Annotated in this window: 19 protein-coding genes and 1 pseudogene; 15 read left to right on the top strand and 5 right to left on the bottom strand. The window is 65.5% G+C overall.

Features of this window, described 5'->3' with window-relative positions:
• Window positions 1-5: 5 nt before the first annotated feature.
• The 6 genes from AMYHA_RS18040 to ileS all read left to right on the top strand — a co-directional run bounded on the left by AMYHA_RS18040 (window position 6) and on the right by ileS (window position 7,095).
• Window positions 6-770 carry a YggS family pyridoxal phosphate-dependent enzyme gene (locus AMYHA_RS18040; protein ID WP_034277791.1) on the top strand — a complete coding sequence of 255 codons (765 nt, stop codon included), beginning with the start codon at window positions 6-8 and terminating at the stop codon, window positions 768-770.
• 31 nt (window positions 771-801) lie between these two features.
• Window positions 802-1,419, top strand: coding sequence for a cell division protein SepF (locus AMYHA_RS18035; RefSeq protein WP_034272825.1), 618 nt, complete (start codon window positions 802-804; stop codon window positions 1,417-1,419).
• Between the two features lie 116 nt (window positions 1,420-1,535).
• Window positions 1,536-1,820, top strand: coding sequence for a YggT family protein (locus AMYHA_RS18030; RefSeq protein WP_034272822.1), 285 nt, complete (start codon window positions 1,536-1,538; stop codon window positions 1,818-1,820).
• A 48-nt stretch (window positions 1,821-1,868) separates the two neighbouring features.
• Window positions 1,869-2,765, top strand: a complete 897-nt coding sequence (gene wag31 / locus AMYHA_RS18025) for a DivIVA-like cell division protein Wag31 (RefSeq protein WP_034272821.1) — start codon at window positions 1,869-1,871, stop codon at window positions 2,763-2,765.
• A gap of 149 nt (window positions 2,766-2,914) precedes the next feature.
• Complete coding sequence (locus AMYHA_RS18020) at window positions 2,915-3,604, top strand: hypothetical protein (RefSeq protein WP_034272819.1); 690 nt, start codon at window positions 2,915-2,917, stop codon at window positions 3,602-3,604.
• Window positions 3,605-3,945: 341 nt separating this feature from the next.
• A complete protein-coding gene (ileS, locus tag AMYHA_RS18015) occupies window positions 3,946-7,095 on the top strand; it encodes an isoleucine--tRNA ligase (protein ID WP_034272816.1) in 3,150 nt (1,049 codons plus the stop codon).
• A gap of 21 nt (window positions 7,096-7,116) precedes the next feature.
• On the opposite strand, the gene AMYHA_RS18010 is transcribed toward ileS, so the two are convergent.
• Window positions 7,117-7,584, bottom strand: coding sequence for a hypothetical protein (locus tag AMYHA_RS18010; protein ID WP_157362229.1), 468 nt, complete (start codon window positions 7,582-7,584; stop codon window positions 7,117-7,119).
• Between the two features lie 268 nt (window positions 7,585-7,852).
• Between AMYHA_RS18010 and AMYHA_RS18005 the strand changes: the two genes are divergently transcribed.
• From AMYHA_RS18005 to AMYHA_RS17995, 3 genes are all read left to right on the top strand, one after another.
• Window positions 7,853-9,331 (top strand): potassium/proton antiporter, encoded by a 1,479-nt coding sequence (locus AMYHA_RS18005; RefSeq protein ID WP_034272810.1) that lies wholly within the window; start codon window positions 7,853-7,855, stop codon window positions 9,329-9,331.
• A gap of 79 nt (window positions 9,332-9,410) precedes the next feature.
• Window positions 9,411-9,953 carry a signal peptidase II gene (lspA, locus tag AMYHA_RS18000; RefSeq protein ID WP_231104796.1) on the top strand — a complete coding sequence of 181 codons (543 nt, stop codon included), beginning with the start codon at window positions 9,411-9,413 and terminating at the stop codon, window positions 9,951-9,953.
• Window positions 9,950-10,876, top strand: coding sequence for an RluA family pseudouridine synthase (locus AMYHA_RS17995; protein WP_034272805.1), 927 nt, complete (start codon window positions 9,950-9,952; stop codon window positions 10,874-10,876). Before lspA ends, AMYHA_RS17995 begins: the two co-directional genes overlap by 4 nt.
• Window positions 10,877-10,951: 75 nt before the next feature.
• Here the strand turns inward: AMYHA_RS17995 and AMYHA_RS27155 are convergent.
• Both AMYHA_RS27155 and AMYHA_RS17985 read right to left on the bottom strand, forming a co-directional pair.
• Window positions 10,952-11,356: pseudogene (locus tag AMYHA_RS27155) on the bottom strand (hypothetical protein); the annotation flags it as partial.
• A 337-nt stretch (window positions 11,357-11,693) separates the two neighbouring features.
• Entirely contained in the window at window positions 11,694-11,930 is a 237-nt protein-coding gene (locus AMYHA_RS17985) for a hypothetical protein (RefSeq protein ID WP_157362227.1), read from the bottom strand.
• A 384-nt stretch (window positions 11,931-12,314) separates the two neighbouring features.
• Between AMYHA_RS17985 and AMYHA_RS17980 the strand changes: the two genes are divergently transcribed.
• Window positions 12,315-15,824: a DNRLRE domain-containing protein gene (locus tag AMYHA_RS17980; RefSeq protein WP_169732953.1), complete on the top strand. Its 3,510-nt coding sequence runs from the start codon at window positions 12,315-12,317 to the stop codon at window positions 15,822-15,824.
• Here AMYHA_RS17980 and AMYHA_RS17975 read toward each other — a convergent pair.
• Complete coding sequence (locus AMYHA_RS17975) at window positions 15,821-17,086, bottom strand: IS256 family transposase (protein WP_034277011.1); 1,266 nt, start codon at window positions 17,084-17,086, stop codon at window positions 15,821-15,823. The genes AMYHA_RS17980 and AMYHA_RS17975 overlap by 4 nt on opposite strands.
• A 202-nt stretch (window positions 17,087-17,288) precedes the next feature.
• On the opposite strand from AMYHA_RS17975, the gene AMYHA_RS17970 reads away from it, so the two are divergent.
• The 5 genes from AMYHA_RS17970 to lepB all read left to right on the top strand — a co-directional run bounded on the left by AMYHA_RS17970 (window position 17,289) and on the right by lepB (window position 25,450).
• The gene (locus tag AMYHA_RS17970) at window positions 17,289-22,667 is read left to right on the top strand and encodes an RHS repeat-associated core domain-containing protein (RefSeq protein ID WP_051400056.1); all 5,379 of its coding nucleotides are present in this window, start codon (window positions 17,289-17,291) and stop codon (window positions 22,665-22,667) included.
• On the top strand, window positions 22,667-23,278 hold the full coding sequence (locus AMYHA_RS27150) for a hypothetical protein (protein WP_157362225.1): 612 nt from the start codon (window positions 22,667-22,669) through the stop codon (window positions 23,276-23,278). Before AMYHA_RS17970 ends, AMYHA_RS27150 begins: the two co-directional genes overlap by 1 nt.
• A 389-nt stretch (window positions 23,279-23,667) precedes the next feature.
• Entirely contained in the window at window positions 23,668-24,279 is a 612-nt protein-coding gene (locus tag AMYHA_RS27145; RefSeq protein ID WP_157362223.1) for a hypothetical protein, read from the top strand.
• A gap of 15 nt (window positions 24,280-24,294) precedes the next feature.
• Window positions 24,295-24,663: a hypothetical protein gene (locus AMYHA_RS27140; RefSeq protein ID WP_051400055.1), complete on the top strand. Its 369-nt coding sequence runs from the start codon at window positions 24,295-24,297 to the stop codon at window positions 24,661-24,663.
• 106 nt (window positions 24,664-24,769) lie between these two features.
• Window positions 24,770-25,450 carry a signal peptidase I gene (lepB, locus tag AMYHA_RS25955; protein ID WP_169732952.1) on the top strand — a complete coding sequence of 227 codons (681 nt, stop codon included), beginning with the start codon at window positions 24,770-24,772 and terminating at the stop codon, window positions 25,448-25,450.
• A gap of 11 nt (window positions 25,451-25,461) precedes the next feature.
• Here lepB and AMYHA_RS17950 read toward each other — a convergent pair whose 3' ends face one another.
• Window positions 25,462-26,691 carry an AsnC family transcriptional regulator gene (locus AMYHA_RS17950; protein WP_034272797.1) on the bottom strand — a complete coding sequence of 410 codons (1,230 nt, stop codon included), beginning with the start codon at window positions 26,689-26,691 and terminating at the stop codon, window positions 25,462-25,464.
• Window positions 26,692-26,721 lie beyond the last annotated feature (30 nt).

Here is a 26,721-nt window from a genome sequence, read left to right as displayed (position 1 = left end):
CGCGGATGACCGACAACGCTGACAAGACCGACAGGACAAGCGCCGAACGCCTCGACCAGCTGCGCGACTCGCTGGACGCGGTCCAGGCGCGTATCGCGGACGCCTGCGCGGCCGCGGGTCGTGATCTCAGTGAGGTGTGGCTGCTCGCGGTCACCAAGACGTTCCCCGCCACCGACGTGGCCGCGCTGATCGATCTCGGACTGCGTGACTTCGCGGAGAACAAAGACCAGGAGGCGGCTGGCAAGGCCGCGGAGGTGGCCCGGCTGCGCCCCGACGCGGATGTCCGCTGGCACATGGTCGGCAGGCTGCAGCGCAACAAGGCGCGCACCGTGGTGCGGTGGGCCGACGAGGTGCAGTCCGTCGACTCGATCCGGCTCGCGGACGCGCTCGGCCGCGCCGTGGCGAACCGGATCCAGGCCGGTGAGCGCACGGGGCCCTTAGACGTCCAGGTGCAGGTCAGCATGGACGCTGACCCCGCGCGCGGTGGCTGCTCGATCGAGGACTTGCCTGACCTGGTGAATCACATAGACCAAATGAGTGAACTCTCACTCACCGGCCTGATGACCGTCGCGCCGATCGGTGCGGATCAGGACGCGACGTTCGCCCGGCTGGAGCGGCTGTTTCAGCAGGTCCAGCGGGATTATCCCGGGGTAGTCGAACTCTCCGCGGGCATGAGCGGCGACCTGGAACGTGCTGTCGCGCACGGCTCGACCTGTGTGCGTGTCGGAACTGCGCTGCTGGGGGGTCGAGAGCTAGCCTCGCGGGAGTGATGACGGGACATGCCGGGAGTGAGGGAGAGGCATGAGCGCGCTGGAGAAGCTGAAGGCCTACTTCGGGATGGTCCCGGCTGATGACGGCATCGACGATATCGATGACCGGTACGACTACCCGCACGGGGATCGGTACGGCCGAGGGTACGAGGAATACGACTACCCCGAGCGTCCGGTGAGCCGTGCCGCGCTCCGGCGCGCGTCCTACCGTATCGGCGACGATATCGACGACGACTACTCCGTGCGGGGGCGGGGTAGGAGCAGGCCGGAGCCCGCTGTCTCCGGCGCGCTGGCGATGGATCGCCAGCCGGAGCCGGTACGGCAGCTGCGTCCCGTCGCGGAGCAACAGCCGCCCGTCGCGCGGGACCCGCTCAGTCGGATCGTCACGCTGCACCCGACTGGGTACAGTGAGGCTCGTGACATCGGCGAGGCCTTTCGAGATGGCAACCCGGTGATCATGAACCTTACCGAAATGGACAATGCGGATGCGAAGCGGCTCGTCGATTTCGCCGCCGGGCTTGCCTTCGCGTTGCGTGGTGCCATGGACAAGGTGACCAGCAAGGTGTTCCTGCTCTCACCGCCCGACATCGATGTCACGGCCGAAGACCGCAGGCGGATCGCCGAAGGTGGGATGTTCCTACGCCGCTGATCAGCATGATCAGCCCACGGCGTGCGGGACGGCAGGACCAAGACGTGAGGAAGCGGAACATGGGCACACCATGAGTGGCCTGCGTTCTGAGTCGAGCACTATGGCAGAGTGGACCCGTGGATGCTGTCCGGATCGTTGTGTACTGGGTGCTGTTCGCCCTGTGGCTGTTCATCTTGGCAAGGCTGGTGGTCGAGCTGGTGCGATCGTTTTCGCGCGAGTGGCGTCCCGCAGGCGGGGTTGCGGTGACGCTGGAGACCATCTACACAGTGACCGACCCACCTGTTCGATTGTTCCGTCGGGTCATCCCGACAGTGCGAATCGGCAATGTGGGACTGGACCTATCGATTATGGTGCTGCTGTTGGTTGTGTTCATAATGATGCAACTGGCATATCCCGGGTGATGAGAGAGCCTGGGTACCCTGCAGGCCTGGAGTGCGTGAGGTGATCAGATGTCCTTGACCCCCGCTGACGTGCATAACGTCGCGTTCAGCAAGCCACCGATAGGCAAACGGGGCTACAACGAGGACGAGGTGGACGCCTTCCTCGACTTGGTGGAGACCGAGCTTGCCCGCCTGATCGAGGAGAACAACGAGCTGCGGCAGCAGGTCGAGCAGCTCGACGCGGAGCTGGAGGCCGCGCGCAGCGACGCGCAGTCCTCCTCCGCCCCCGCGCCGAGTGCCCCGCCGCCAGCTCCGCCAGCGCGGCACCAGGAGGAGCCGCCGCGTCGGCTGGCGTCGGTGCCGAACCCGCAGACGGCACTGGAGCAGACCCAGGCGCACGCCGCCGCATTGGCCGGCCAGGCCTCCGGCGACTCTGGCGAGCCGAACGTGCAGGCCGCCAAGGTGCTCGGCCTCGCACAGGAGATGGCCGACCGGCTGACCGGCGAGGCCAAGGCCGAGTCCGACGGGATGCTCTCCGAAGCGCGCGCTAAATCGGAACAGTTGCTCTCCGAGGCACGCTCGAAGGCCGACGCGATGGTCAACGAGGCCCGCACCAGGGCGGAGACCATGCTCAACGACGCGCGGACCCGTGCGGAGACGATCGAGCGGCAGTCGCGCGACAAGGCGACGTCGATGGAGCGCGAGGCACAGCGCAAGTACACCGAGTCCATGAACAACCTCAACGCTGAGAAGGACGCACTCAGCAAGAAGATCGACGAGCTACGCACGATCGAGCGGGAGTACCGCACCCGGTTGCGTGGTTTCCTCGAATCGCAACTCCGCGAACTCGACGACCGTGGTTCCGCCGCGCCAGCATCGGCGGCGACCTCCGGGGGCAACGAGAGCGCCCCCGCTGGTGGCGGTAACCAAGGATTCTCGTTCGGCCCGCGCGCGGAGGCGGGCTGACGCGACGCACTGACCTCACGCCGGTTCCGGTCTCCCGTGTCGGGGGACCGGAACCAGGTCTGTCACCACCTTCCAGCCACTGGCGGCTGGCCAGGCACCTCCGGGGTGTCACAGGCCCAGTCGCGTTGTCTTGTGTGATGTAATTCGGCGTGCTTTCTCTCGTGTTGATCTTGGTGCTGGCGGCGTTGGCGCTGCTGGTCACCGCACTGATCACCGCGTCGTCGCTGTGGGCGTGGTTGTCCATCGGTGCGTCGGCGCTCGCCGCGGTGGTGCTGTTCGTCGACTGGCTGCGCAGGCGCGCACGGCAGCGCAAGGCCGTTGCTGAGGCGTCTGACGAGCCGGAAGGGGAGACCGCGGACGAGGCGGACGAGGCCGCGTCTGCGGGGGACGAGGTCGCTGCGACGGACGTAGCCGCGGACACCGCCACGGACGCGGTAGCGGACACGTCCGACACCGCCGACACCACTGACGTTGACACCGCGGAGCCGTCGCCGACCGCGGCGGACACCGCGAGCGCGCCGCCGGAGCCGGCCAAGCCCGAGCGTTCCGCCATCGGTGCGTATGACCCGCACACCCCGCCCGGCGAGGAGGACACCGACGCGGCCGATCTGCTGCTGGTGTCCGAACTCGACGATCAGGTGCTGGTCATCGACGAGCAGCCCCGCTACCACCTGCCGGAGTGCGGCTGGCTGGTCGACAAGGACACCATCCCGATCGAGGTGTCCGAGGCGCGCGAACTCGGTTTCACCCCGTGCGCCCGGTGCGGCCCCGACGCGTCGCTGGTGACGCGGGCCAGGAGGAAGCGCAAGCGGTCGCTGGGCAAGTTCGGCCGCGAGTAGTCGCGCGTCCGGTGCGGCGCGCGGTGACGTCGATCCGACCCTCGGAACAACGCGGTTGCCCGGCGGCGTTAACCTAGAGTCACCACGGCGACGATCCGGCCATCACCGGGGAGCCATCCGGAAGAACGGGCCGCGACAGCGGCCTTATTAGACCCGGACGGGAGCGGCCCGTCACAGCCGCGCGATGAGAGGTCCGCGCCACGGACGTGCCCCAGGGCGTGCCCAGTGTGCGGACAAGCGGGGTGGTACCGCGGAGCGCAGGCCCATGGTGTGCGCGTCGTCCCCGCGTGGCGATCAGTGACGATCACATGCGAGCACGACACCCGCGAGGAGCACGACCCATGCCGTATCCGAAGGTCAGCCACGGTGGCACCGACGCCGTCGCATCCCAGCCGTCCTTCCCGAAGCTCGAGCAGGACGTGCTGGCGTACTGGTCCAAGGACAACACGTTCGAGGCCAGCGTCGAGGCGCGCGAGCCTGGCGAGAACGGCGGCAACGAGTTCGTCTTCTACGACGGCCCGCCGTTCGCCAACGGCCTGCCGCACTACGGTCACCTGCTGACCGGCTACGTCAAGGACGTCGTGCCGCGGTATAAGACCATGCGCGGGCGCAGGGTGGAGCGCCGGTTCGGCTGGGACTGCCACGGCCTGCCCGCCGAGGTCGAGGCTGAGAAGCAGCTCGGCATCTCGCACAAGAACGAGATCGAGGCGATGGGCGTCGCCGAGTTCAACGACGCCTGCCGCGCCTCGGTCTTGCGCTACACCGGCGACTGGGAGGAGTACGTCACTCGCCAGGCCCGCTGGGTCGACTTCGCCAACGACTACAAGACGCTCGACCTGGACTACATGGAAAGCGTCATGTGGGCGTTCAAGTCGTTGTGGGACAAGGGCCTGGTCTACGAGGGCTTCCGGGTGCTCTGGTACTGCTGGCGCTGCGAGACGCCGCTGTCCAACACCGAGACCAAAATGGACGACGTCTACCGGCAGCGGCAGGACCCGGCCCTCACTGTCGGCCTGCGGGTCAACTCGGACAACGCCGACCTGGATGGCGCCCGCGCGCTGGTCTGGACGACCACGCCGTGGACGCTGCCGTCGAACCTCGCCGCCGCGGTGCACCCCGAGGTGGAGTACGTGGTGGTGCGTGGCTCCAGTGGCGAGCGTTACCTGCTCGCCGAGGCGCGAGTTCCCGCCTACGCGCGTGAGCTGGGGGAGGAGCCGGAGGTGCTGGCCCGCTACGCGGGTACCGAGCTGCTGGGGACTCGCTACAGCCCGCCGTTCGACTTCTTCGCGGGCCAGCAAGCCGCCGCGCATCAGGTACTGCTCGCGGACTACGTCACCACCGAAGACGGCACCGGGATCGTCCACATCGCACCGGCCTACGGTGAGGAAGACAAGGTCATCACCGACGCGGCGGGCATCGAGCCGGTCACGCCGGTCAACTCCCGTGGTGAGTTCGACGCCCAGGTGTCGCCCTACGAAGGGCAGCAGGTTTTTGACGCCAACAAGGCGATCATCGCCGACCTCAAGGCAGCGGGCGTGGTGCTGCGGCACGAGACCTACGACCACCCGTACCCGCACTGCTGGCGCTGCGACAACCCGCTGATCCAGCGGGCGGTGTCGTCGTGGTTCGTCGCGGTGACCAAGTTCCGCGACCGCATGGTCGAACTGAACCAGCAGATCAACTGGGTGCCGAGCTACATCCGCGACGGCCAGTTCGGCCGCTGGCTGGAGAACGCTCGCGACTGGGGCATCTCGCGCAACCGGTACTGGGGCTCGCCCATCCCGGTGTGGGTCTCCGACAACCCGGACTACCCACGCGTCGACGTCTACGGCTCGCTGGACGAACTGGAGCGCGACTTCGGTGTGCGGCCCACCGACCTGCACCGGCCGCACATCGACGAGCTGACCCGGCCGAACCCGGACGACCCGACCGGTGAGTCCACCATGCGTCGGGTGCCCGAGGTGCTCGACTGCTGGTTCGAGTCCGGCTCGATGCCGTTCGCGCAGGTGCACTACCCGTTCGAGAACGCCGACTGGTTCGAACACCACTACCCGGGCGACTTCATCGTCGAGTACAACGGGCAGACCCGCGGCTGGTTCTACACGCTGCACGTGCTGGCCACCGCGCTGTTCGACCGGCCGGCGTTTCGCAACTGCGTGGTGCACGGCATCGTCCTCGGCGACGACGGGCAGAAGATGTCCAAGTCGCTGAAGAACTACCCGGACGTCAAAGAGGTGTTCGCCCGCGACGGCGCCGACGCGATGCGCTGGTTCCTGATGGCGAGCCCGATCCTGCGCGGCGGCGATCTTGTCGTCACCGAGCGGGGCATCCGGGACGCGGTGCGCCAGGCCGTGCTGCCGCTGTGGAACTCGTACTACTTCCTCGCCCTCTACGCCAACGCCGAGGGCGTCGAGGGCAAGGTCAGGACGGATTCGCAGCACGTGCTTGACCGCTACATCCTCGCCAAGACCAACGAGCTGATCACCGACGTCGAGTCCGCCATGGACGGCTACGACATCGCCGGTGCGTGCGCGACGGTGCGGGACTTCCTCGAAGTGCTGACCAACTGGTACGTGCGGCGCTCCCGCGACCGGTTCTGGGCTGGCGAGGCCGACGCGATCGACACGCTGCACACCGTGCTCGAGGTGACCTGCCGGGTGGTCGCACCGCTGCTGCCCCTGACGGCGGAGGCCGTCTGGCGCGGGCTGACCGGCGAGCGCTCGGTGCACCTGGCGGACTGGCCGCTTCTCGACGAGTTGCCCAGCGACTCGGCGCTGGTCAGCGCGATGGACCGGGTGCGGCAGGTGGCTTCGTGTGCGCTGGCGCTGCGTAAGGCGAACACGCTGCGGGTGCGGCTGCCGCTTGCTCGGCTGCTGGTCGCGGCCGAGGACGCCGACCGGCTGGACGACTTCGCCGACATCATCCGCGACGAGGTCAACGTCAAGTCCGTCGAGCTGACCACGGACGTCGCCGAGCACGGCGGGTTCGAGGTCGTCGTCAACGCTCGCGCGGCTGGCCCTCGGCTCGGCAAGGACGTGCAGCGGGTGATCAAGGCAGTCAAGGCAGGCGAGTGGTCCAGCACGCCCGACGGCGGTGTCGTCGCGGCGGGTATCGAGCTGCACGAGGGTGAGTACGACCGCAGGCTGGTCTCGAAGGACCCGGGTGCCGCCGAGGCACTGCCCGGTGGTTCTGGCCTCGTCGTGCTGGATACCGACGTCACGCCGGAACTCGCCGCCGAGGGCATCGCCCGCGATCTGGTGCGAGTGGTGCAGCAAGCGCGCCGCGACGCCGGGCTGGACGTCTCCGACCGGATCACGCTGACCGTGGACGCCCCGGAGGATGTCGTGGCCGCCGCCAAGGCGCACGAGGAGTTCCTGGCGAGCGAGACGCTGGCGCACGCGGTGTCGTACGGGGCCGTTGAGGACAGCGACGCATTCGGCGGCACCGTCGGCGACGGCGTCAAGACCCGCGTGCGGGTGGCCAAGGTCTAGCGGCGCGGCGAGCGTCCGTGATCAGGTCAGCCAGTCGACGTTGTCGAGTTCAGTAGTAAACGGGACTTCGCGCCAGAACGCCGTGTCGACAGCGCTGTCTGAGGCATCCCATCGGATGACCACCTCGGCGCTGTCGACCGTGCGCCGGAGTGAGCGCTTGCCTTCCTCGTCGCCGTCGCAGAGCTGTGCGCCCTTGTCCTGGACACAGGTGAAAATCACCGATGGCTGCTCGCCGTCGATGCGAGAGATCGTGAACTCCCGGACGCCGACGTGGCCGCCAGCGGACCGAGAACTGGACACATCGAGCATCTGGTAGCCGCTGGGTAGCCGTTCCGGCACCAGCACGGGGACCCCAGCCCCATGTGCTTCCTGCTCCAAGGTGGCCCGATCGACGCCGATCTCGACAGCGTCATCCGCGACGGGGTTGACGCAGGCCGCCAGGGCGGGTGACAGGAGCAGGACGGCCGTGAACCGGGTTCGCGTTCTCATCGGCATAGCAGCATATCCGTCTTGGGTCGGGTGGGGCGCCGTTTCCGGACTTGTGGGCCGAAGCGGCACCCACCAGGTTTACTCAGGGGCGGTCCGCGGGGTAGGCCGAGTCGGTCCACAGCTGGCCGGTGGGCGGCGTCGTGACAGCTGCGCGTATCGGAAGACCGCGCTGCTCGCGCGCTGACGCGCCGCTGATCACAAGAACGGGCCGCTGGCGACCTCATCAGCGAGAATGTGGGCCGGAACAGCAGGCGTGACGGGAGGTGCGGTGGATCAGCTCCCGATCATTCTCGGTCTCGGCGCCGCCGTCCTGCTGGCGGCGGTCGTCGCGGTGCGGGTGTCGATCACGCTGGGCTTCCCGTCACTGGTGCTCTACCTGGGCATCGGGGTGCTGCTCGGCGAGGAAGGCTTCGGCCTCCGGCTCGACGATCCTGAGCTGACCCAGGCGCTCGGCATCGCCGCGCTGGTGATGATCCTCACCGAAGGTGGGCTGACCACCCGCTGGTCGGACGTGCGGCCCTCGCTCGGGCCTGGCATCGCGCTGTCGACGTTGTCGGTGGGCGTCAGCGTCGCGGTGACCGGGGCCGCGATGTGGTGGCTGCTCGGGCTGGACTGGCGAGTCGCGCTGCTGTGGGGTGCGGTGTTGTCGTCCACCGACGCCGCCGCCGTGTTCAGCGTGCTCCGAGGCGCGGGCATCGGCAGGCGGCTGCGCGGCACGCTGGAGCTGGAGTCCGGTCTCAACGACGCCCCGGTATACATCCTGGTGGTCCTGCTCGCCTCGGCCGAGCCGATGACCTTGCTGTTCCCGCTGGAACTGATCTACCAGCTCGTGGTCGGCGGGGCCATCGGCGTCGGTCTTGGCTGGCTCGGGGCGTGGACATTGCGGCGGGCGGCGTTGCCAGCGACCGGCCTGTATCCACTGGCCACGGTCGCGGTGTGCGTCTTGGCGTTCGCCAGCGGGCAGCTCGCCGAGGCATCCGGGCTGCTTGCGACGTATCTGTCCGCGCTCGTGCTCGGCAACGCCCGGCTGCCGCACCGTTCGGACACCGTGTCGTTCGCCGAGGGGCTCGGCTGGCTCTCCCAGATCGGGCTGTTCGTGCTGCTCGGTGTCTTCGCGGCCCCGCAACGGCTACTTGACGCCATCGTGCCTGGTCTGATCGCCGGTGCGGTGCTGCTCCTGCTGGCGCGGCCGCTGTCGGTGGTGCTCGCATTGCTGCCGTTCCGGGTGCCGTTGCGGGAGCAGGTGTTCGTGTCTTGGGCAGGCCTGCGGGGTGCGGTGCCGATCGTGCTGGCTTCGATTCCGCTCGCGCAGGGCATCGACGGCGCCGATCGGCTGGTGGACACGGTGTTCGTGCTGGTCATCGTGTTCACCCTGGTGCAGGGCGCGACGATGACGCCGCTGGTCCGGCTGCTCGGCCTCGCCGAACGCGCCGAGCCGAGGGCGCTGGAGGTCGATGCGGCGCCGCTGGATGAGCTGGGTGCTGAGCTGTTGCAGGTCAGGATCCAGCCAGGGTCGCGGCTCCACGGCGTCTACCTGGCCGAGCTGCGGCTACCGAAGGGCGCGTCGGTGAGCCTGATCGTGCGGGGCGGCAAGGGGTTCACGCCGCAGGACACCACTCGGCTGCAGGAGCGCGACCAGCTGCTTGTGGTGACGACCGCACGGGTGCGCGATGCTGCCGAGCGCCGGATCAGGGCCGTCGACCGGGCGGGCAGGCTCGCTCGCTGGCGGGGCGAGACCGGTGGCTGAGCCCACCACGGAACCGGGCGCCAGGCGCGTCGGGTGGCCGGGCGCTGCTAGGCATGTCCGCATAGTGGACAATGGCGGGGTGAACACCGAGCAGCTACCTCGGCGCAGGGGCGTACTTGTCGCCCTGATCGCGCTGATCGTCCTCGGGCTCGACCTCGCGACGAAGATTCTCGCGGTCGCGGTGCTCGAAGGCCAGGAACCCGTCCGCGTCCTTGGCGGATTTGTCTACCTCCAGCTGCTGCGCAACCCTGGCGCGGCGTTCTCGATGGCGACCGGGATGACCTGGCTGCTCGCGATCATCGCGATCATCGTCGTCGCCGCCATCTGCTGGATCGCGCCCAAGCTGCGCTCGACCGGCTGGGCGATCGGGTTGGCGCTGGTGCTCGCCGGTGCGCTCGGCAACCTCATCGACCGCATCTTCCGTGCGCCCGGTGTGCTGCAAGGCCACGTCGTCGACTTCGTGTCGGTGTTCGCTCCCAACGGCGAGGTCTGGCCGGTGTTCAACGTCGCAGACTCCGCCATCGTCTGTGGCGGCATCCTGATCGTGGTGCTGACCCTGCTTGGCAAGGAATACGACGGCACCGTGAGCAAGCGACGTAAGCAGTCGGTGGCGGAGGAATGAGCGTGCGGATGCTGCCGGTGCCCGACGGTCTCGACGGCATGCGTGTCGATGCGGGGCTGGCGAAACTCCTGGGGCTGTCCCGCACCGCCGTCGCCGAGTTGGCCACGGCCGGTGATGTGCTGCTCGACGGCGCGCCAGCGGGCAAGTCCGATCGGCTCTCGGCGGGCGGGCTGCTCGAGGTGACGCTGCCAGAGCCGCAACGGGCGGAACCGGTGGCCGCTGAACCGGTCGAGGGCATGCGGGTGCTGCACGAGGACGATCACATCGTCGTCGTGGACAAGCCGATCGGCGTCGCGGTGCATCCCAGCCCCGGCTGGACCGGACCGACGGTGATCGGTGGACTCGCCGCGGTGGGAACCCGGATCTCGACGTCGGGCGCTGCCGAGCGGAAGGGCGTGGTGCACCGCCTCGACGCGGGCACCACCGGCGTGATGGTGGTCGCCAAGAGCGAGCACGCCTACAGCGTGCTGAAGCGCGCCTTCAAGGAGCGCACCGTCGACAAGGGCTACCACGCGCTGGTGCAAGGCCACCCTGACCCGAGTAAGGGCACGATCGACGCCCCGATCGACCGCCACCCGAAGCACGACTACAAGTTCGCCGTCGTCGCGGGCGGGCGAGAGAGCGTCACCCACTACGAGCTGATCGAGGCGTTCCGGGCGGCGTCGCTGGTCCAGGTGAAGCTGGAGACCGGTCGCACCCATCAGATCCGGGTGCACTTCGCGGCGCTGCGTCACCCCTGCGTCGGGGACCTTACCTATGGTGCCGATCCCGTGCTGGCGCGCAGGCTCAAGCTGACGCGGCAATGGCTGCACGCCCACTCGCTCGGCTTCGCCCACCCGGACGACGGCCGTTGGGTCGAGTTCGTCTCGGAGCACCCGGACGACCTGGCCGACGCGCTGGAGGAGCTCCGCGAGGAGCAGTGACGGTGTGTGGCGCGGCGCGGCCTGTGCGGCCTCGATACCGTCCGGCGTGTCGTGCGTGATCCGTGCCTGGACGTCGGCGTAGCGCAGCACGTCGGAGACCTCGGACAGTAAACCGAGGGGTCCGGCGCGCATGGCTGCGCCGCTCTTGTCGCTGGCTGGGTTGATCCTGGTGAGCAGGTCGTTGCCGTCCTCGACGTGGAGCAGCATTTCATAGAGTCGACCGGAGTACCCGACACGTCGGTCGCGATGAAATGTGTCGACGAATCGGTGAGCCCGCCACGACGACCTCGGACACCAGCGCCTCCGCGATGGCGATGCTCGTCTGGGTGTCGTCGGTGTAGCAGCCGGGGCGCAGATCGAGGTGCGTTGGGTGCTGAACGTAGCCCGCAAGCGTGTTGTGTTCAGCGACGAACGCGGGGTCGGCGTACTCGAAACCCGCCGTACGCGTCTCCCACCGTGAGTTCGATCAACACCGGCCATGTTCCTTTCGCTCAGCACCCAGTCTCGCAGAGTGTACTGATCGCTGGTTAGGATTGTTTATGGGTAAGGAAGAGCTCTCGCGTTCTCCTCGTCAAGCCACCACTCTGAAGCCGGGCCGTAGACGATAGTTTTGGCCCACCACTCGGGCGTCTCATGGAATAGCGCCATTTGTTTTCCTGCAGTCCTAAACTGCTGTCCAGACCAATGCCTGTTCAAGCGACCCATCGCTTCGCCTCGCGACATAGCGAATAGCCGGATCATGATATTCACTATCCGCTCCATAAACTCAGCGCCCTGCGGTGTCGTGTCGATCATAATTCGCCCCATCAACAAACTCCTACCAGATGTCGAACGTGTTGCAGCTGACCGTTGAGGTCACACCGTCGGTCGTGCTCGACGAGAGTGTGCCGCGGGCGGTGTAGGTCCGACTGGACCCACCGGAGTCGACGAGCTGGTTGCGTTCGTTGAACACCTGCGTCGTACCGGCGTTGTCGACCAGGTTGCTCGCATCATCCCAGCCATAATTGACGACACAGGTGCCGTCGACCCACGCGCTACGGTCACTAAGGCTCATTACGTTGCTGTGCGCGTCGTACGGCGCGGTCGCGAGTCTGTTCAGGACGGACTGGACGTCCAAGCTGGGTAGCGTCAAGTACTCCGTCAGTGGTATTCGTTCTCACTGTCCATTTGAGATTTCTACTCACTGTATATGCGGATAAATTCCATTTGAGTAGTTCAGTCGAATGTGTTGTATCGGCTCGTTCGTCTGGTTAACGTGGTCAGTCGGTTTTAGCCAGTAGTTGCCGAACCACTGAGCGTGACGAGTCACGCAGTCTCGCTCCGTGTCGCGACCGTGCGAGGGGAGAGCTCAGTGGTCCACGCGAGTGTGTCTCGCCTGCTGTCTGTGCTGCTGGCGATGGTGATGATCGTCGGGTTGATGTCGGCATTGCCTCAGGCTGTGACTGCGGCTGCACCAGACCCCGGCGATCGGCCGGAGCAGTCGATGGGCAATGCGGATGGCCAGCCACATCAGGTCTCGTCAGATGAGACCGCAGTCGGTGATGACGCTGTGCTGGATGACCCGCCGGGTGGTCCGCCGGCGAAGGGCGGTAACGCGCCGGACGAGTCGGTGCGGCAGCCGGACCTGGCTAAGCCGAAACGGCAGAAGACGACTGTCGAGGTGGACCGGGATGAACAGGCGCCCGCGGCGCCTGGGTTTGATCCTGAGACGAGCCGTGAGCTTCCCGAACGAGGTGGGCCGCGGCGCCAGGTGTTCGAGAACGCGGACGGCACGACGACGGTTCGACATTTCATCGGTCGGCGCATGTTTAAGAACCCGGATGGGCGCTGGAAGCGTGTCGACCCGACGTTGGTTGAGCGCGCCGGAGATGAGGGATGGCGCGCGCGTGCGGATTCCAGGGATAAGCGGTTCGCGAGGGCGGCGAACGCCCGTCAGCTGGTGTCGGTTGACCTGGGAGATGGCCAGTCGTTTGGGTTCGGCGTTTCGGATGCTCGCGGCGCGATCGGGTCGGTAACCGAAGACACCGTGACTTATGAGGAGGTACGTGCCTCCTCAGACTTGGTACTGCAGGCGACACCGAATGGGGTCAAGGAGACCATCGTTCTGCACTCGGCGGACGCGCCGGCGGAGTGGTCTTTTCCGCTCACATTGGACGGCTTGAGCGCGCGGCTGAATGACGAGGGCGCGGTGGAGCTGGTCAACGTGGACGGAGGCGTCGAGGCTGTCATTCCGCCGGGGTTCATGGAGGACTCGAACATCGATCCGCGCTCTGGTGATGGTGCGCGGTCGCATGATGTGTCGTACCGGCTCTCGGAGGAGCCAGGTGGGCGGCAGGTGCTGCATGTGTCTGCCGACAAGGAGTGGCTGCGGGCTCCGGAGCGGGTTTATCCGGTGAAGGTTGATCCGTCGGTGCAGAAGGAGTCGAACGGCTCGACCTATGTGCTCTCGCCTTACACGAACGACTACTCGGGTGAGTCGGTTCTGAAGGTGGGCACCTACAACGGCGGCAGCAACAAAGCGAAGGCGTTCATGAAGTTCAACAGCGTGTCCTCGGATCTGTCGGGGATGAAGATCTTGGACGCGCGGCTGGGGTTGTACAACGTCTGGTCGTATTCCTGTGACGCGCGGCGGGTGAAGGTGCATCCCGTGACCGAGTCGTGGTCGGTGGGCGGCAACAAGTCGTATCCGGGACCGTCAGTCGGCTCACGAGTAGGCAGGAAGAAGTTCGCTCATGGCTACGCGAACAGTTGTGACCCGAAGTGGGAAGTGATCAACCTCGGTGCCAACGGTGTGGACCTGGTTCAGGGGTGGGTGCGTGGTAAGGCGAACCACGGTCTGCGGCTTTCGGCGTCCACGACGGATTCGTACGGGTGGAAGAAGTTCGCGAGCGCGAACACGGTGAACGCGCCGTACCTGGATATCACCTACTCACGTCACTGGGCGGAGTACACCGTCGGCGACATGATCACGGCGCCGACAGCCACCGACGACGGTGTCATGCGGGTGACGGTCAAGAACGACGGCAAGGACACGTGGACGCCGAGCAACGAGTTTGATCTCGGCTACAAGCTGTGGGACACCGTCAGCGGTGACAAGCTCGGCAGGAAATACAAGCTGCGCACCGACATGACGAAGAAGGTCACGACGGGGCAGAGCATCACGCTGGACGCCAAGATTAAGGCGTTGCCGCCTGGCAAGTACAAGCTGCGCTGGGACATGGTGAAGACCGGTTCGTTCTGGTTCTCGGGCAAAGGTGTTCCGTGGTCCTACGCGGTACATTTCGAGATACCGAACCAGAAGCCACATGTGACGTCGATGAACCCGCGGAGCGGGTATGTGGCGGATACGTTGCGTCCGACGTTGCGGTTGACGGGTACCGATCCGGACGACTGGCCGGGCAACGGGTTGGAGTACCAGTTCAAGGTCTGCGATTCGGATGGCGCGAACTGCACGAAGTCCGCGGTGAGAACGTCGAAGCGCTGGCGGGTGCCTGATGAGCTCCTGGAATGGTCCGAATCGTATCTGTGGTACGGACGCGTGTCGGATACCGAGACGTGGGGTCCATGGACGCGGGCCGCCAAGCTCGTCACGAAGGTGCCGCAGCCTGCGATCACCAGTCATCTCGGTGGAAAGTCCGGAGGCGGGGTCGATCCGGGTGTTGGGAACTTCACCACGTCGGCGACTGATGCGACGCTGGCGGTCGTGGGACCCGAGCTGTCGGTGACACGGACCTACAACAGCCTGGACCCACGAGGGGATCTCGCTTTCGGTTCCGGGTGGTCCACGCGATGGGACACCCGGTTGGTGGTCGACGATGACGACTCCGGCAACGTCGTCATCACCTATCCGAACGGGCAGCAGGCCCGGTTCGGGCTCAACCCCGACGGCAGCTACGCCGCCCCGGACGGGCAGAAGGCGACGCTGGTCGCGACCGATACCGGGGGCTGGACGTTACGCACGGTCGGCAACACCCGGTACGAGTTCAATGGCCAGGGTCGTCTGGTCACGATCACCGACGCCCATGGCCGTGCCCAGGAACTCACCTACGACGCGGGCGGTCAGCTCACCACGGCAACGGATACCGCGTCCGGGCGCTCGCTGAGCTTCGTATGGAGCGGCGGCCATGTCACGACGGTGACGACCGGTCCATCGCCGGTGTTGTCGTGGACGTACGGCTACTCGGGTGACCGGCTGACGGAGGTCTGTAACCCCGAGGGCGAGTGCACCCGCTACTCGTGGACGGCCGGGAACGGTTACCGGTCGACGGTGACCGATTCGAATCCCGCCGGCTATTGGCGACTGTCCGATGCGGACTCTGGCGCGGTTGCTAGTGAGGTTCCCGGGCTGGGCACCGATCTGTCTGGCACCGCGAACAACGTGGTCGATGATGCTGGTGGCCCGGTCGATGGGAACGGTGTGCCCGCGGCCGGTTTGGACGGCTCGTCGAGCTATGTGAAGTTCGATGAGAACCCGGTGATGGGTAAGCGGTATCGGTCGGTGGAGCTGTGGTTCAAGACCACGACCACCGAGGGCGGGGTGCTGGTCAACACGTCGCGGTTCCAGCCGGGCGAGACCGGGTCGGGCGGGTCGATGCCTGTGTTGTATGTCGGCACCGACGGCAAGCTGTACGGGCATTTCTGTAATGGTGAGGTCACCGGCATCGTCACCTCGGCGGCGGTCAACGATGGCGCGTGGCACCACGTGGTGCTGTCGCAGGCCGATGGCGCGCAGTCGCTGTTCCTCGACGGCAATCTGGCAGGCACTCAGGACACCGGCTACTGGTGTGGCGGTTACAACTACACCTACCTGGGTGCGGGTCTGGTCACCACGCTGGACTGGCCCGCCCGCCCAGCGTGTCAAGATTTTTGTGGATGTTTGGGCCTGTTTATCCTTTTCGTTGCTTTTGATGAGTGGTCGAATCCGTCACTGTGTGTGACGGCGCGTTAGAGGACGAGCCGGTCGCCGAAGAGGACGGCGAAGTGGTTGAGCGCGGCTTTCCACCCGTAAGTGCCGGTGCCGCGTTCGCCCTTGGCGCGAACATGACCGTCACCGTCGATGTAGCGTCCGGTGACGTGTCGGATGCCGAGATAAAGCAGCTTCATCGCGGCGTCCTCGGTGGTGAAATGTCCTCTGTTTTTCATGATTTTCCGCAGTTGAAAATTCAATGATTCGATCGCGTTAGTGGTATACACCACTTTTCGTATTTCTTTCGGGTATTTGAGGAACGGAGTGAAGTCTTCCCAGGCGCGATCCCACGCGGCGAGCATGCCTGGGTATTTCGTGCCCCACTCTTTACGGAGATGCTCCAGCGCTATCTCGGCGGCTTCGGCGTTGACGGCCGTGTAGATCGGTTTCAACGCGGCGGCAACCTTCTTGCGGTCGGAATAGGACACGTATTTCATCGAATTCCGGATCAAATGAATCACGCAGGTTTGCACCTCGGCTTTCGGCCACACAGTGCGGATCGCGTCCGGCAGTCCGGTCAGCCCGTCGCAGCACACGATCAGTACGTCTTCCACGCCGCGGTTCTTCACCTCGGTCAGTACCGCTAGCCAGTGGGCCTTGCTCTCCCCCTCGGTGGGGCCGATCCACACACCCAGCACGTGCTTGAACCCGTCGACGTCGACACCGGTGACGATGTAGGCCGGCCGGTTGATCACCACCCCGTTGGTGCGGATCTTGACCACCAGCGCGTCGATGTAGGCGATCACATACACCTGGTCCAGCGGACGGTTCTGCCACGTCTTGATCTCGTCATGCACCACATCGGTCACATTCGAAATCAGCTCGTGGCTCGCCTCGGCGCCATACACCTCGAGCAAATGATCCTTGATATCGCGGGTGGTCATCCCTTTCGCATACAGCGACAAGATCATGTCATCGATCTGGCCGAGCCGACGCTGATGCTTCTTCACGATCCGCGGTTCAAACCCGCCCGTGCGGTCCCGCGGAACCTCGATCTGGACCTTACCGGTGTTGGTGGTGACCGTCTTCGCCGAATACCCGTTGCGGGAATTGCCCGTTCCGCGTCCCGCAGCGTCGTGTTTCGCGTACCCGAGATGCTCATGCATCTCCGCGCCCAACGCCCGCTCGATCACCGCCTTACTCATCTGATTCAGAATGCCGTCCGGGCCATCCAACGGCGTCCCCGACGCTTTCGCGTCAGCCAGAATCCGATCAATACCCTCCGGCGAGACCAGCTCCGCCAACCGCCGCGAAGCCTCCTCCGCCGCCGAGCCCTCGACCGCATCCTGCGCCTTGTCCGTCGTCACGTAGCGTTCCCTTCCACCGGCCCGGACCCTCCGGCCCACCGATGATCATGGCCCGCCCACTTCCACAAAAGATCTTGCACCCCCCGCCCGCCCCGTCGACGACTGGGGCTACTTCGACGGCAGCATCGCCGAAGCCGCCGTGTACAACCGGCCGATCGGCCATATCGAAGCCGCCGAAAACTACGGCGCGCACACGGCGGTCGACTGGCTGACCACGATCACCGAGCCTGGATCGGTGACCGCTGCGGACCTGGTCTACGACCGGGCGAGCGAACGGGTGCACGACTACACCGATGCCGACGGCGCCACCTGGACCTATGGCGACCCTACGGTGAGCGAGTCCGTGGACGCTGACGACAACACCATCTGGCGCACCAAAGTGGCCGTCACCGACCCCAACGGCCAGGACACCACCTACGCCTACGACCCGGCACGGGCTGGTCGCCTGACATCGATCACGAATCCCGGCGACCGTGGCGGGGGCAGTGTCACGTACGAGTACGACGAACGCGGCTTCCTCTACACGGTCACCGATCCCAACGGGAACGCCACGGAGTTGCGGCACGATAAGCGGGGCAATTTGCTGTCACGGACAGTGCCCTACGGGTCGTCATCGACGTTGACGGAGCACTGGGAATACTTCCTCAACCCGGACGATCCGCTTGATCCCCGCAATGACCAGGTGACCGACCACCGCAACGCCCGCTCGGAATCGGCAACCGACGACACCTACCTGACTCGCTACGTCCACAACGGAAACGGCCAGGTGGAGGAAATCCAAGCCCCCGGTGCCACCACCGGTCTGGAGCGCATCACCACCCGCACTTATACCGATGGCACGGAGACGGCCGTCGGTGGCGGCACTATGCCCGCGGGCCTGCTGCGCCAGATCACACGACCCGATGGCAGCACGATCGATTATTCCTACACCGAATCCGGTGACCTAGCGTGGAAATCCGACCCGGCCGGGCATCGTGTGGATCACGCCTACGACGGCCTCGGTCGCCTAACTAGCACGACCGAGGCAGCATCCGATGGTGCGGACGCCGCGACAACGAGCTACAGCTATGACGGCGCGTCCCGCGTGACCGAGAAGGTCGGCCCCGTTGTCACCAATGAGGTGACGGGTGCCGAGCAGCAGCGGCGCACGGTCAACACCTACGACGCCGCCGGCTGGCTGACGTCAACCTCAGTCTCGGACGTCAAGCAGACGGGTTCCGAGCGGACCACCACGTTCGGCTATGACGAGCGAGGCCGTCGCACCACGGTCACCGACTCGGAAGGCGGTACTGAGACGGTCAGCTACACCATCTTTGGTGACGTCGCGACCAGGACCGACAAGACCGGAACCGAGTTCTCCTACTCGTATGTGCCCACTCATGCCGGTCGGCAGCTAGCGGAGACCACCGTGCACGGCTGGGCCGGTGACGGCGGCGAGGCACGCGATGTCGTGCTGGAGTCTCGCGCGTATGACCCCGCCGGTCGGTTAGCGCGCAAGACGGACGCGATGGGCAACACGCTGAGCTACGCCTACTTCCGGAACAACTGGCTCACGTGGACGCATCTGCTCGACTATGTCGACCCCGACACAGGCGACACCTCGAACCGGATGCTCAACTGGTACAACCACCTCGGTACTGGAGAGATCACGTGGGACATCGGGCCGGAGACTGAGCACTCCACCTACACCACTTACGATCCGGGCGGTCGTGCGGTAGAGGTGAGTGAGCGCGACGGCCTCTACGATGAGCAGCGGGTCGAGAAGCGGGTGGTCGACGACGTCGACAACCCCGTGCGGGTCAGTCTGCACAAGCCGGACGACACCGAGGTGTCCCGTCAGGATTTCGAGTATGACGCGTTGGGTCGTGAGACCAGGCGGGTCGAGCACCTTGACGCGACCACGACCGCTGTCACCACCACGACGCGCGATGAGCGTGGCTTGCCGACTCGCGTGGTCGGCCCACGGGGCAATGTCACGGGTGCGGATCCGAACAAGTTCGCCACCGATTTCAGCTACGACGCGCGGGGACGTCAGGTGCAGGTGGCTGAACCTCCGGTCGAGGTTGAGTCCGGTGGCAACGCGGCCAGTACGAAGCGGCCGGTGAGCAAGACCGGCTACAACGCCTTCGGCGAGGCCACCAGGGTCGTTGACGCCAACGGCAATACCACCACGACGGCGTTCGACAAGCTGGGCCGCCGTGTGTCGCGGACCTTGCCGAACTACACGCCACCGGGTGTGGCCGAGCCGGTCGTGGCGACCACTGGCTGGGAGTACGACGCCGCGGGCCGGGTTACCAAGCAGACCGATCCCGCGGGGAATGTGACGACGTTCGCATACGACAAGCTCGGTAACCTGCGCCGGAAGGTTGATCCCCCGGTGGGCACCGAGAGCTCGGGTGGGGTCACCGAGATGACCTACACGCCGACCGGTCTGCCGTTGTCGGTGACTGGCCCCACCGGTGCGCGCACCGAAGCGACGTATGACCAACTCGGCCGGAAGGTGACGTCGACCGTCGTCGAGCGGACGCCGTCGCTGCGGAACCTGACGACCGAGTATCGCTACGACCCGCTGGGCAACCTCACCTCGACGACGTCGCCGTCCGGATTGACGAGCACCGTCGCCTACGACGGGTTGTCCAACCCGATCGAGGTGACCGATCCGGCAGGGGTCACGACGACCTCGACCTACGACGTGCGTGGCAATGTCGTTCGCTCGGAGCGTCCGCAGAACGCCGTGCAGCGGTTCGACTACGACATGGGTGGTCGGCAGGTCTCGTCCTGGGATGAGGACGCCACGGGTACGACACTGCGGGAACGCAGCTTCGTCTACGACCGTGTCGGTAACCTGACCGCCGCGACCGATGCCACGGGCGCGACCACGAACTACACGTTCGATGCGCGCGATCAGCTCAGGACGATCACGCGGCCGGTGTCGGACACCGCGTCGATCACCACCAGCTACGGCTACGACGCGGCGGGCAACATCACCCGGGCCACCGACGGCAACGGCAACGAGACCGTGTTCACCGCCAACGCCTGGGGTTTGCCGGAATCGACCATCGAACCGGCGACCACGCAGCATCCCGACGCGGCTGATCGCACCTACACCGTCAGCTACAACGCGCGCGGGTTGATGGCGTCGTTGGCCAAGCCCGGTGGTGTGACGATCAGCAACAGCTATGACGCGCTGGGACGGCTGGTCACGCAGACCGGTGCGGGTGCCGACGTGGCGACGCAGGATCGGGCGTTCTCCTACGATCTCGCGGGCCGGATGACCCGAGCGTCGGCACCGGGTGGGGACAACGTCTACACCTACAACGACCGGGGACTGCTGGTCTCGGCCACCGGTCCTTCGGGGGACACCGACTTCACCTGGAACGCCGACGGCCAACTCGCCGGTGCCACAACCGGCGCGGGTACGGCTGACTACGCCTACGCCCAGGGCCGGTTGGCCTCGGCGGTTGATCCCGTCAGTGGCGCGACCGTCGACTACACCTACGACCAAGCAGGTCGAGTGGCCTCGGCCGGTGTGGTCGACGGGGCGAACCGGGAGTACGGCTACGACACCCACGGACGCCTGACCTCGGACACGGTGTCGAAGCCGGACGGTTCAGTGTCGGCGAAGGTCACCTACGGCTACGACAAGGCCGATCGGCTGACGGCGAAGACCACCACCGGGTACGCCGGGTCGAGCACCCACACCTATGGCTATGACCAGGCCGGTCGGTTGACCTCGTGGGACAACGGCAGCAACACGGTCAGCTATGGCTGGGACGACGCCGGCAACCTGGTCGACAAGGCTGGCACGACCCAGGTGTTCAACGAACGCAACCAGCTCGTCGAGTCCGGTGGGGCCACTCGGACATACACGGCTCGCGGCACCCTGTCGTCGAGCACCACCGACGGCACGACGTCGACGATGAGCTATAACGCGTTCGACGAGCTCGTCGCGGCGGACGGCACGAACTACGCCTACGACGCACTCAACCGGCTCGTGTCCCGTGGCAGTACGACGTTGTCGTACCTCGGCACCAGCAGGAATGTCACCGCCACTGGTTCGTGGGATTACAGCTACCTACCCAGCGGGGACCTGCTGGGTGCCGGTGATGGCACCACCACCGGGCTCGCGGCCACCGACCGGCACACCGACCTGATCGGACTCTACGACCCGACCACCGGTGGCTTGGGCGGGTCGCGCAGCTACGACCCGTTCGGCGATGAGACCGGCTCCGCCGGTGCTCAGCCGCTGCTGGGCTATCAGCACCAGTACACCGACCCCGCCACGGGCATGACCAACATGGGCACCCGCTGGTACGAACCCGGCACCGGAGGATTCGCCTCCCGCGACACCGCCACCCTCGACCCCCGCGACGTAGGTAACGCCAACCGCTACGGCTACGCGGCCAGCAGCCCACTGGTGCACACCGACCCGAGCGGCAACTACCCGGATCCGTGTTCAGACCCGGGTGCGTATTGCGTCGATAGTGAGGCGGAGTTCTTCTGGGAAGCTCTGTTCTGGGGTGGTCCTAATGCCACTTCTCTCCTGCTCTACGGGCTCTGGCCGAGAGAATATCGGGTAGCACCAGGACAAATTAGGAATCCGGTTGTCACGTATGACTACGCACCGGCGCCCACGCCAGTCGTCATGCCCGGAGCCGGTTGTCAGTTGATTGGTGGCTACTTCTGCGGCAGCTCAGACACCACACAGGTGGACTACGTCGACACGACGTATAGCGGCGGTGCAAGCTGTACTGCTTCGTGCGCCGAGGCGATGCAGAAAGAGGCCCAAGAGAAGGCGCGGCAGCAGTACTGGGCGCGCATCGTGAAGGAACGCGCTAACACGTTCGCGTCTCGCCCAGAGTATGAAATGACGGTGCGCAAGGCCGCGTCCGGCGCATGGGAGGACGCCAACGATCCGGCCAACGACACCCACCTGGGCATCGTCGCCGGAAACCAGACTCTCGATCCGTTCAAGCCGAAGCATATGGCGCAGGCAACCAGCCAACCATCACAGCAGCACCTATATGCCTCGCAGAACGGTTGCACCGTAAGTCAAACCTGGACCCCCAACCAGAACGGCACCACCTTCAACCGCAACACCATCTTCGGCGGCTGCGGAGACACCCCGAAGATCACCAGCCCGCACGGCCCAGGCGGGGTCTTCGGCGCGCCACGCAAGTCGCAGGATGTCGCTGCTGGCAGTGTCTTTCGGACACCGCCACGGGCATCGCAGAAGGTGCCGGCCCGTGGACAACGCGCATCTCACAACGCACAGCTCCTGGCCGACCTTCGGTATGCTAGGCGGCTGGGCGCCAGAGACATTCGCGTCAACCAACAGCAAGTTGATGCTGGTCCAAACCGTGTTGGGATCAATCGCCCAGACCTTCAGTACACCCTTGATGGTCGGCGCCACTACATCGAGTACGAGGGTCCAGGGGCACCACGTGGCTTGTCCCACGTCCGTCGTATTCTGGCCAACGACCCCAACGCCGTCGTCACCGTCGTGGAGATCCCATAATGCTGCTCCCTTCAGACATCGCAGGACCAGCAACACGGGAGGTCGGATTCTTCGAAACCGAGGCCCGGAACGCCTCGCAATGGATTGCCAGTATCGGTAACCGATCTTGGCATCTCCTGCCGTCTGCAACTCTTGTTGACCTAATACGCGAGGTCCCAAGTGCTGCCGATATGCGAGACTTCGCGCGGCGTGATTTATTGATTCCGTTGGGTTCGTGGTCTGCTCTTATCAATAACAGCGTTGCCGGTACCGACGTTGGAGGGTTACCTGGCGTGGCCGCTGAATATCACGGATATCGTGGTATACGTGCAGTTTCATCAAGACTTAGCGAACATCCGGCCACGATGCTTGAAGTTTACGAACCAGGGATAGGTGCGCCGCTGAATAGGCGTCGGCTGATCTATGCGATGAGTGATCGGGGGCGTTGGTCGTTTGATACGGAGGGGGAGCCGTTTGATTTTGAGGAGACGGAGAATTATTCGAAGCGGCGTATCAGGGATCGGTTTACTCCTGAGATGTTGGAGCGGTATCTGATCGCGTTGGGTGTGCCGATGTTGGAGTCGGCGGATGACCCGATTGAGGGCGCGATCCTGGTGGCAAGTGAGGGGTAGGTTGGGTGTGATGGTATGTCGTTTCCCGGGTGGTTGGTGAGTCTGGAAGCCTTCTTTGAAGGTAACGATGACCCAGAGTCAATCGGGTACAATTTGCCGGAGCCTCCCGAGCCGCAGGAGTTTTATCGGCTGTTGCGTTCGATCCGGGCGAGGCAGGATTTCGACATCGCCAATCTACCAAATGATGTAACAGACATCCGTAGTAACCAACAGCAATTCGATGCTTCAGGGCAACGGGTCGGTCTCAACCGACCTGATCGTCGGTACACCCTCGGTGACCGACGGTACTACAGTGAGTATGAGGGTCCGGGAGCTCCGCGCGGGTTGTCGCACGTACGCCGTATCCTGGCGAACGATCCAAAAGCCTCCGTCACGGTTGTGGAGATACCATGATCCTCCCATCAGATGCTGCGGGCCGAACGACCCACACGGTCGGATACTTCGAGACCCACTCTGTTCAGCTCGCAAACTGGATCAAAGAAATTGAACGTCGATCGACTACGGTTAAGCCGCGAGAGAAGTTGTGTAATCTTCTCGCGGACGTTCTCTCATCCCGTATTCCGGAGACTGGTGATCGGCGCGATCTTTTGATTCCACTCGGACAATGGACGGCACTGTTAAACAACGCATCCGCAGGAACTGATCTCGGTCCACTTCCGTGGAAGGCGCCGGATGTGTTGTCGTCTCGTGCTATCAAGGCTGTTTCATCTTACGGCTTCGAGCACCCGTCAGTAATGTTTGAGGTTTACGATCCAGCTTGTCCAGGCCCACTTCACAGTCGGCGACTGATTCGCGCCGCGTGTGATCGCGGGCGTTGGTCATTCGGTACCGAGGGGGAGCCGTTTGATTTTGAGGAGGTGGAGAATTATTCGAAGCGGCGTATTCGTGATCGCTTTACTCCTGAGATGTTGGAACGGTATTTGAGGGCGTTGGGTGTGCCGATGTTGGAGTCGGCCGATGCGCCGATTGAGGGCGCGATCCTGGTGGCAAGTGAGGGGTAGGTTGGGCGTGATGGTATGTCTTTGTCCGAGTGGTTGGTGAGTCTGGAAGCCTTCTTTGAAGGTAATGATGACCCAGAGTCAATTGGGTATAACTTGCCGGATCCTCCCGAGCCGCAGGAGTTTTATCGGCTGTTGCGTTCGATCCGGGCGAGGCCAGATGTCGCGGACGTGCGGCTTTATGTCGAGAATGCTGATGCCGAGGATGCGGAGCGTCGCACTGACACGATATGGGTTGTTACCTCGGCTTCGGTAGTTGAGGTGGCGGGGTGGTTTCCCGAACGCCTCGCCCCGGACGATTGGGTGACGCCGGACGAGATGGGTTCCGGAGCGGGGTCTGTGACGGTTCCTGATGGCATGAATGTGTGGTGTGCGTTCTATGACTGAACCAACCGTGAGAGGTTCTGCGGCAGGCGAGGAGGGCTGGGGTGACGATCCGCGATTAGTGCGGCGGGACAAGGCCCGTCGGCGTCGGGTGTGGGTGCCCCCGGCGGTGGTGATCGTGATCGGGCTGGTGATGGCTGTGGGTGGCCTCGTCGTCATGCTCAGCGACTATGCCCGCTACATAGTTCCTTCCGGAGCAATGAGCCCAACCATTGGGGCTGAGGAACGGGTGCTGGTTCGCAAGGGCGTGGAGGTTGAGCGCGGAGACATCGCGGTGTTCCGCGCGGCCTGGAGCCAGGGAAACCGCGCGGACGTCCTCTGGATCAAACGGATCATCGGCGTGGGAGGCGACACGGTCACATGCTGCGATGAGGACGGAAACGTGCAGGTCAACGGTAAGTCTGTGCGAGAACCTTATGTCGCGAACCGCCCCCAGCGGGAGTTCACGGCCACAGTTCCTGACGGCACGGTGTTCGTCATGGGTGACAACCGAACGAACTCCTCTGACTCACGTCTGCGCCTGGACGAGCCTGATCGGGGTGGCATTCCGCAGTCCGATATCGAGGGTGTCGTCGTGGCGGCGGGTGCGGACTACCGGGAGGTCCATTCGACGACGGCCTTCACCGACGCCGGACTCCCGAACCGCACGGACCGCGCCGGTCTGGTGAATGTGACGCCGTTCGCGGCTACGGGCGGGGGCCTGCTGCTCACCCTCGCCGGATTACTGTGGTTGGTCCCGGCGCTCTTCTGGCTCCGGCGCAAGAGGACGCAGGCGCGAGCGAGCCGCTAACCAACTCGGCGTCAGTTGTCGAGCACCCACGTCACGGTGCGCTCGTCCGGTTCAGGGCGGGGACTCCACCGCACCGCCCGCACCGTGGTGGTTTCCGGCAGCACATACACCGTGTGCCCGCCGAGGGTCTCGCCGGGCTGGACGCCGATCCGATGCGGCGGCCTTGAGGTCAACGACACCGCTGCCTTGCCGATGGGCGCGCCGTCGTCGGTGAGCAGTTCGAGATAGTTGTCCGGCAGTGAGGCGAACGGGATCTGCCCGATGTTGGTGATCTCGGTGTGGACGACGACGGCGCGTTCACCCTCGTCAAGCTGGTATCCCGCCGCGCCGAACAGATAATCGGCGGGATCCTGCACCTCGAGCAGTTGCAGGCGAAGGCGCTCGCCTTCGAGCCCCTGGCTTTCCAGCGCCTCGCCGATCCGGCCGGTGTGCCGCACAGCGGAGGTCGTGGCTGGCGCGGCGGGTGGCTGGTCGCCCCGCGCCCAGGACGCCGTCTGCGGCGGACCCCAGGTGCTCATCACCGGATCGGCCGTCGCGGGGGAGTGCGGCGCCGAAGCGTGCGGGCCGGACGTGGACGGAGACGGCGTCGCGGACGCGCCTTGCATGGCATACGGCCCCGACGCGGCACCCTGCACGGGGTACGGGCCTGACGGTGCGGCAGGTGGGGAGTACGGCGCGGACGGCGCGCCGTAGGCGGGATGCGCCCCGGCAGGCGGAGCGGGATACGCGCCCGACGAGGGCGAAGCGTACGGACCAGATGGTGTCCCGGCCGCTGGGGCGGCGTACGCGCCTGACGACGCCCCGGATGGCGACGTGGCGTGTGGCCCTGACGTCGCGGGGCCCTGCGGGTACCACCCTTGGGCCTGGTGCGGCACCTGGCCGGGGTGCGGATACGGCCCACTCGGCACGCCCCGCACCGGCTGCGCGCCCGACGGCGGGCCAGGCGACACGCCCGGCTGCGCTCCCGAAGGCTGGCCACCAGGTTGCGGCTCCGATGGCGGCCCTGGCTGCATACCCGAGCCCTGCCCGTACGGCGAGCCCGCGAGTGCGGCCCGCAGGCCCCGCACGTCGCATTCCACCCCGACCAGCAGCGGCAGCCCGCTGCCGGAGAGGGTGACCAGCCGGTACGCGACATCGCGGGGGTCCATGCCCAGCCGTGCGGCGAGTTCATGTACCGGTGCCTTGCCGTGCTCGGCGAGAGCGGCGAGTAATCGAGCGTCGTTCGGATCGGTCACGGCCACACGCCAAACGCTACCGCGTGGAACCGACGC

This window comes from Haloechinothrix halophila YIM 93223, assembly GCF_000504245.1.
GTDB lineage: Bacteria > Actinomycetota > Actinomycetes > Mycobacteriales > Pseudonocardiaceae > Haloechinothrix_A > Haloechinothrix_A halophila.
Note: the sequence above shows the minus strand (reverse complement) of the source record. Positions and strands in the feature narration are given on the sequence as shown.

Bases quoted from the DNA above. Each gene is read 5' to 3' on its own strand.
- AMYHA_RS18040 (WP_034277791.1), top strand. From the start codon at position 6: ATGACCGACAACGCTGACAAGACCGACAGGACAAGCGCCGAACGCCTC.
- AMYHA_RS18035 (WP_034272825.1), top strand. From the start codon at position 802: ATGAGCGCGCTGGAGAAGCTGAAGGCCTACTTCGGGATGGTCCCGGCT.
- wag31 (WP_034272821.1), top strand. From the start codon at position 1,869: ATGTCCTTGACCCCCGCTGACGTGCATAACGTCGCGTTCAGCAAGCCA.
- ileS (WP_034272816.1), top strand. From the start codon at position 3,946: ATGCCGTATCCGAAGGTCAGCCACGGTGGCACCGACGCCGTCGCATCC.
- AMYHA_RS18010 (WP_157362229.1), bottom strand. From the start codon at position 7,584: ATGAGAACGCGAACCCGGTTCACGGCCGTCCTGCTCCTGTCACCCGCC.
- AMYHA_RS17995 (WP_034272805.1), top strand. From the start codon at position 9,950: ATGAGCGTGCGGATGCTGCCGGTGCCCGACGGTCTCGACGGCATGCGT.
- AMYHA_RS17985 (WP_157362227.1), bottom strand. From the start codon at position 11,930: ATGAGCCTTAGTGACCGTAGCGCGTGGGTCGACGGCACCTGTGTCGTC.
- AMYHA_RS27150 (WP_157362225.1), top strand. From the start codon at position 22,667: ATGCTGCTCCCTTCAGACATCGCAGGACCAGCAACACGGGAGGTCGGA.
- AMYHA_RS27145 (WP_157362223.1), top strand. From the start codon at position 23,668: ATGATCCTCCCATCAGATGCTGCGGGCCGAACGACCCACACGGTCGGA.
- AMYHA_RS27140 (WP_051400055.1), top strand. From the start codon at position 24,295: ATGTCTTTGTCCGAGTGGTTGGTGAGTCTGGAAGCCTTCTTTGAAGGT.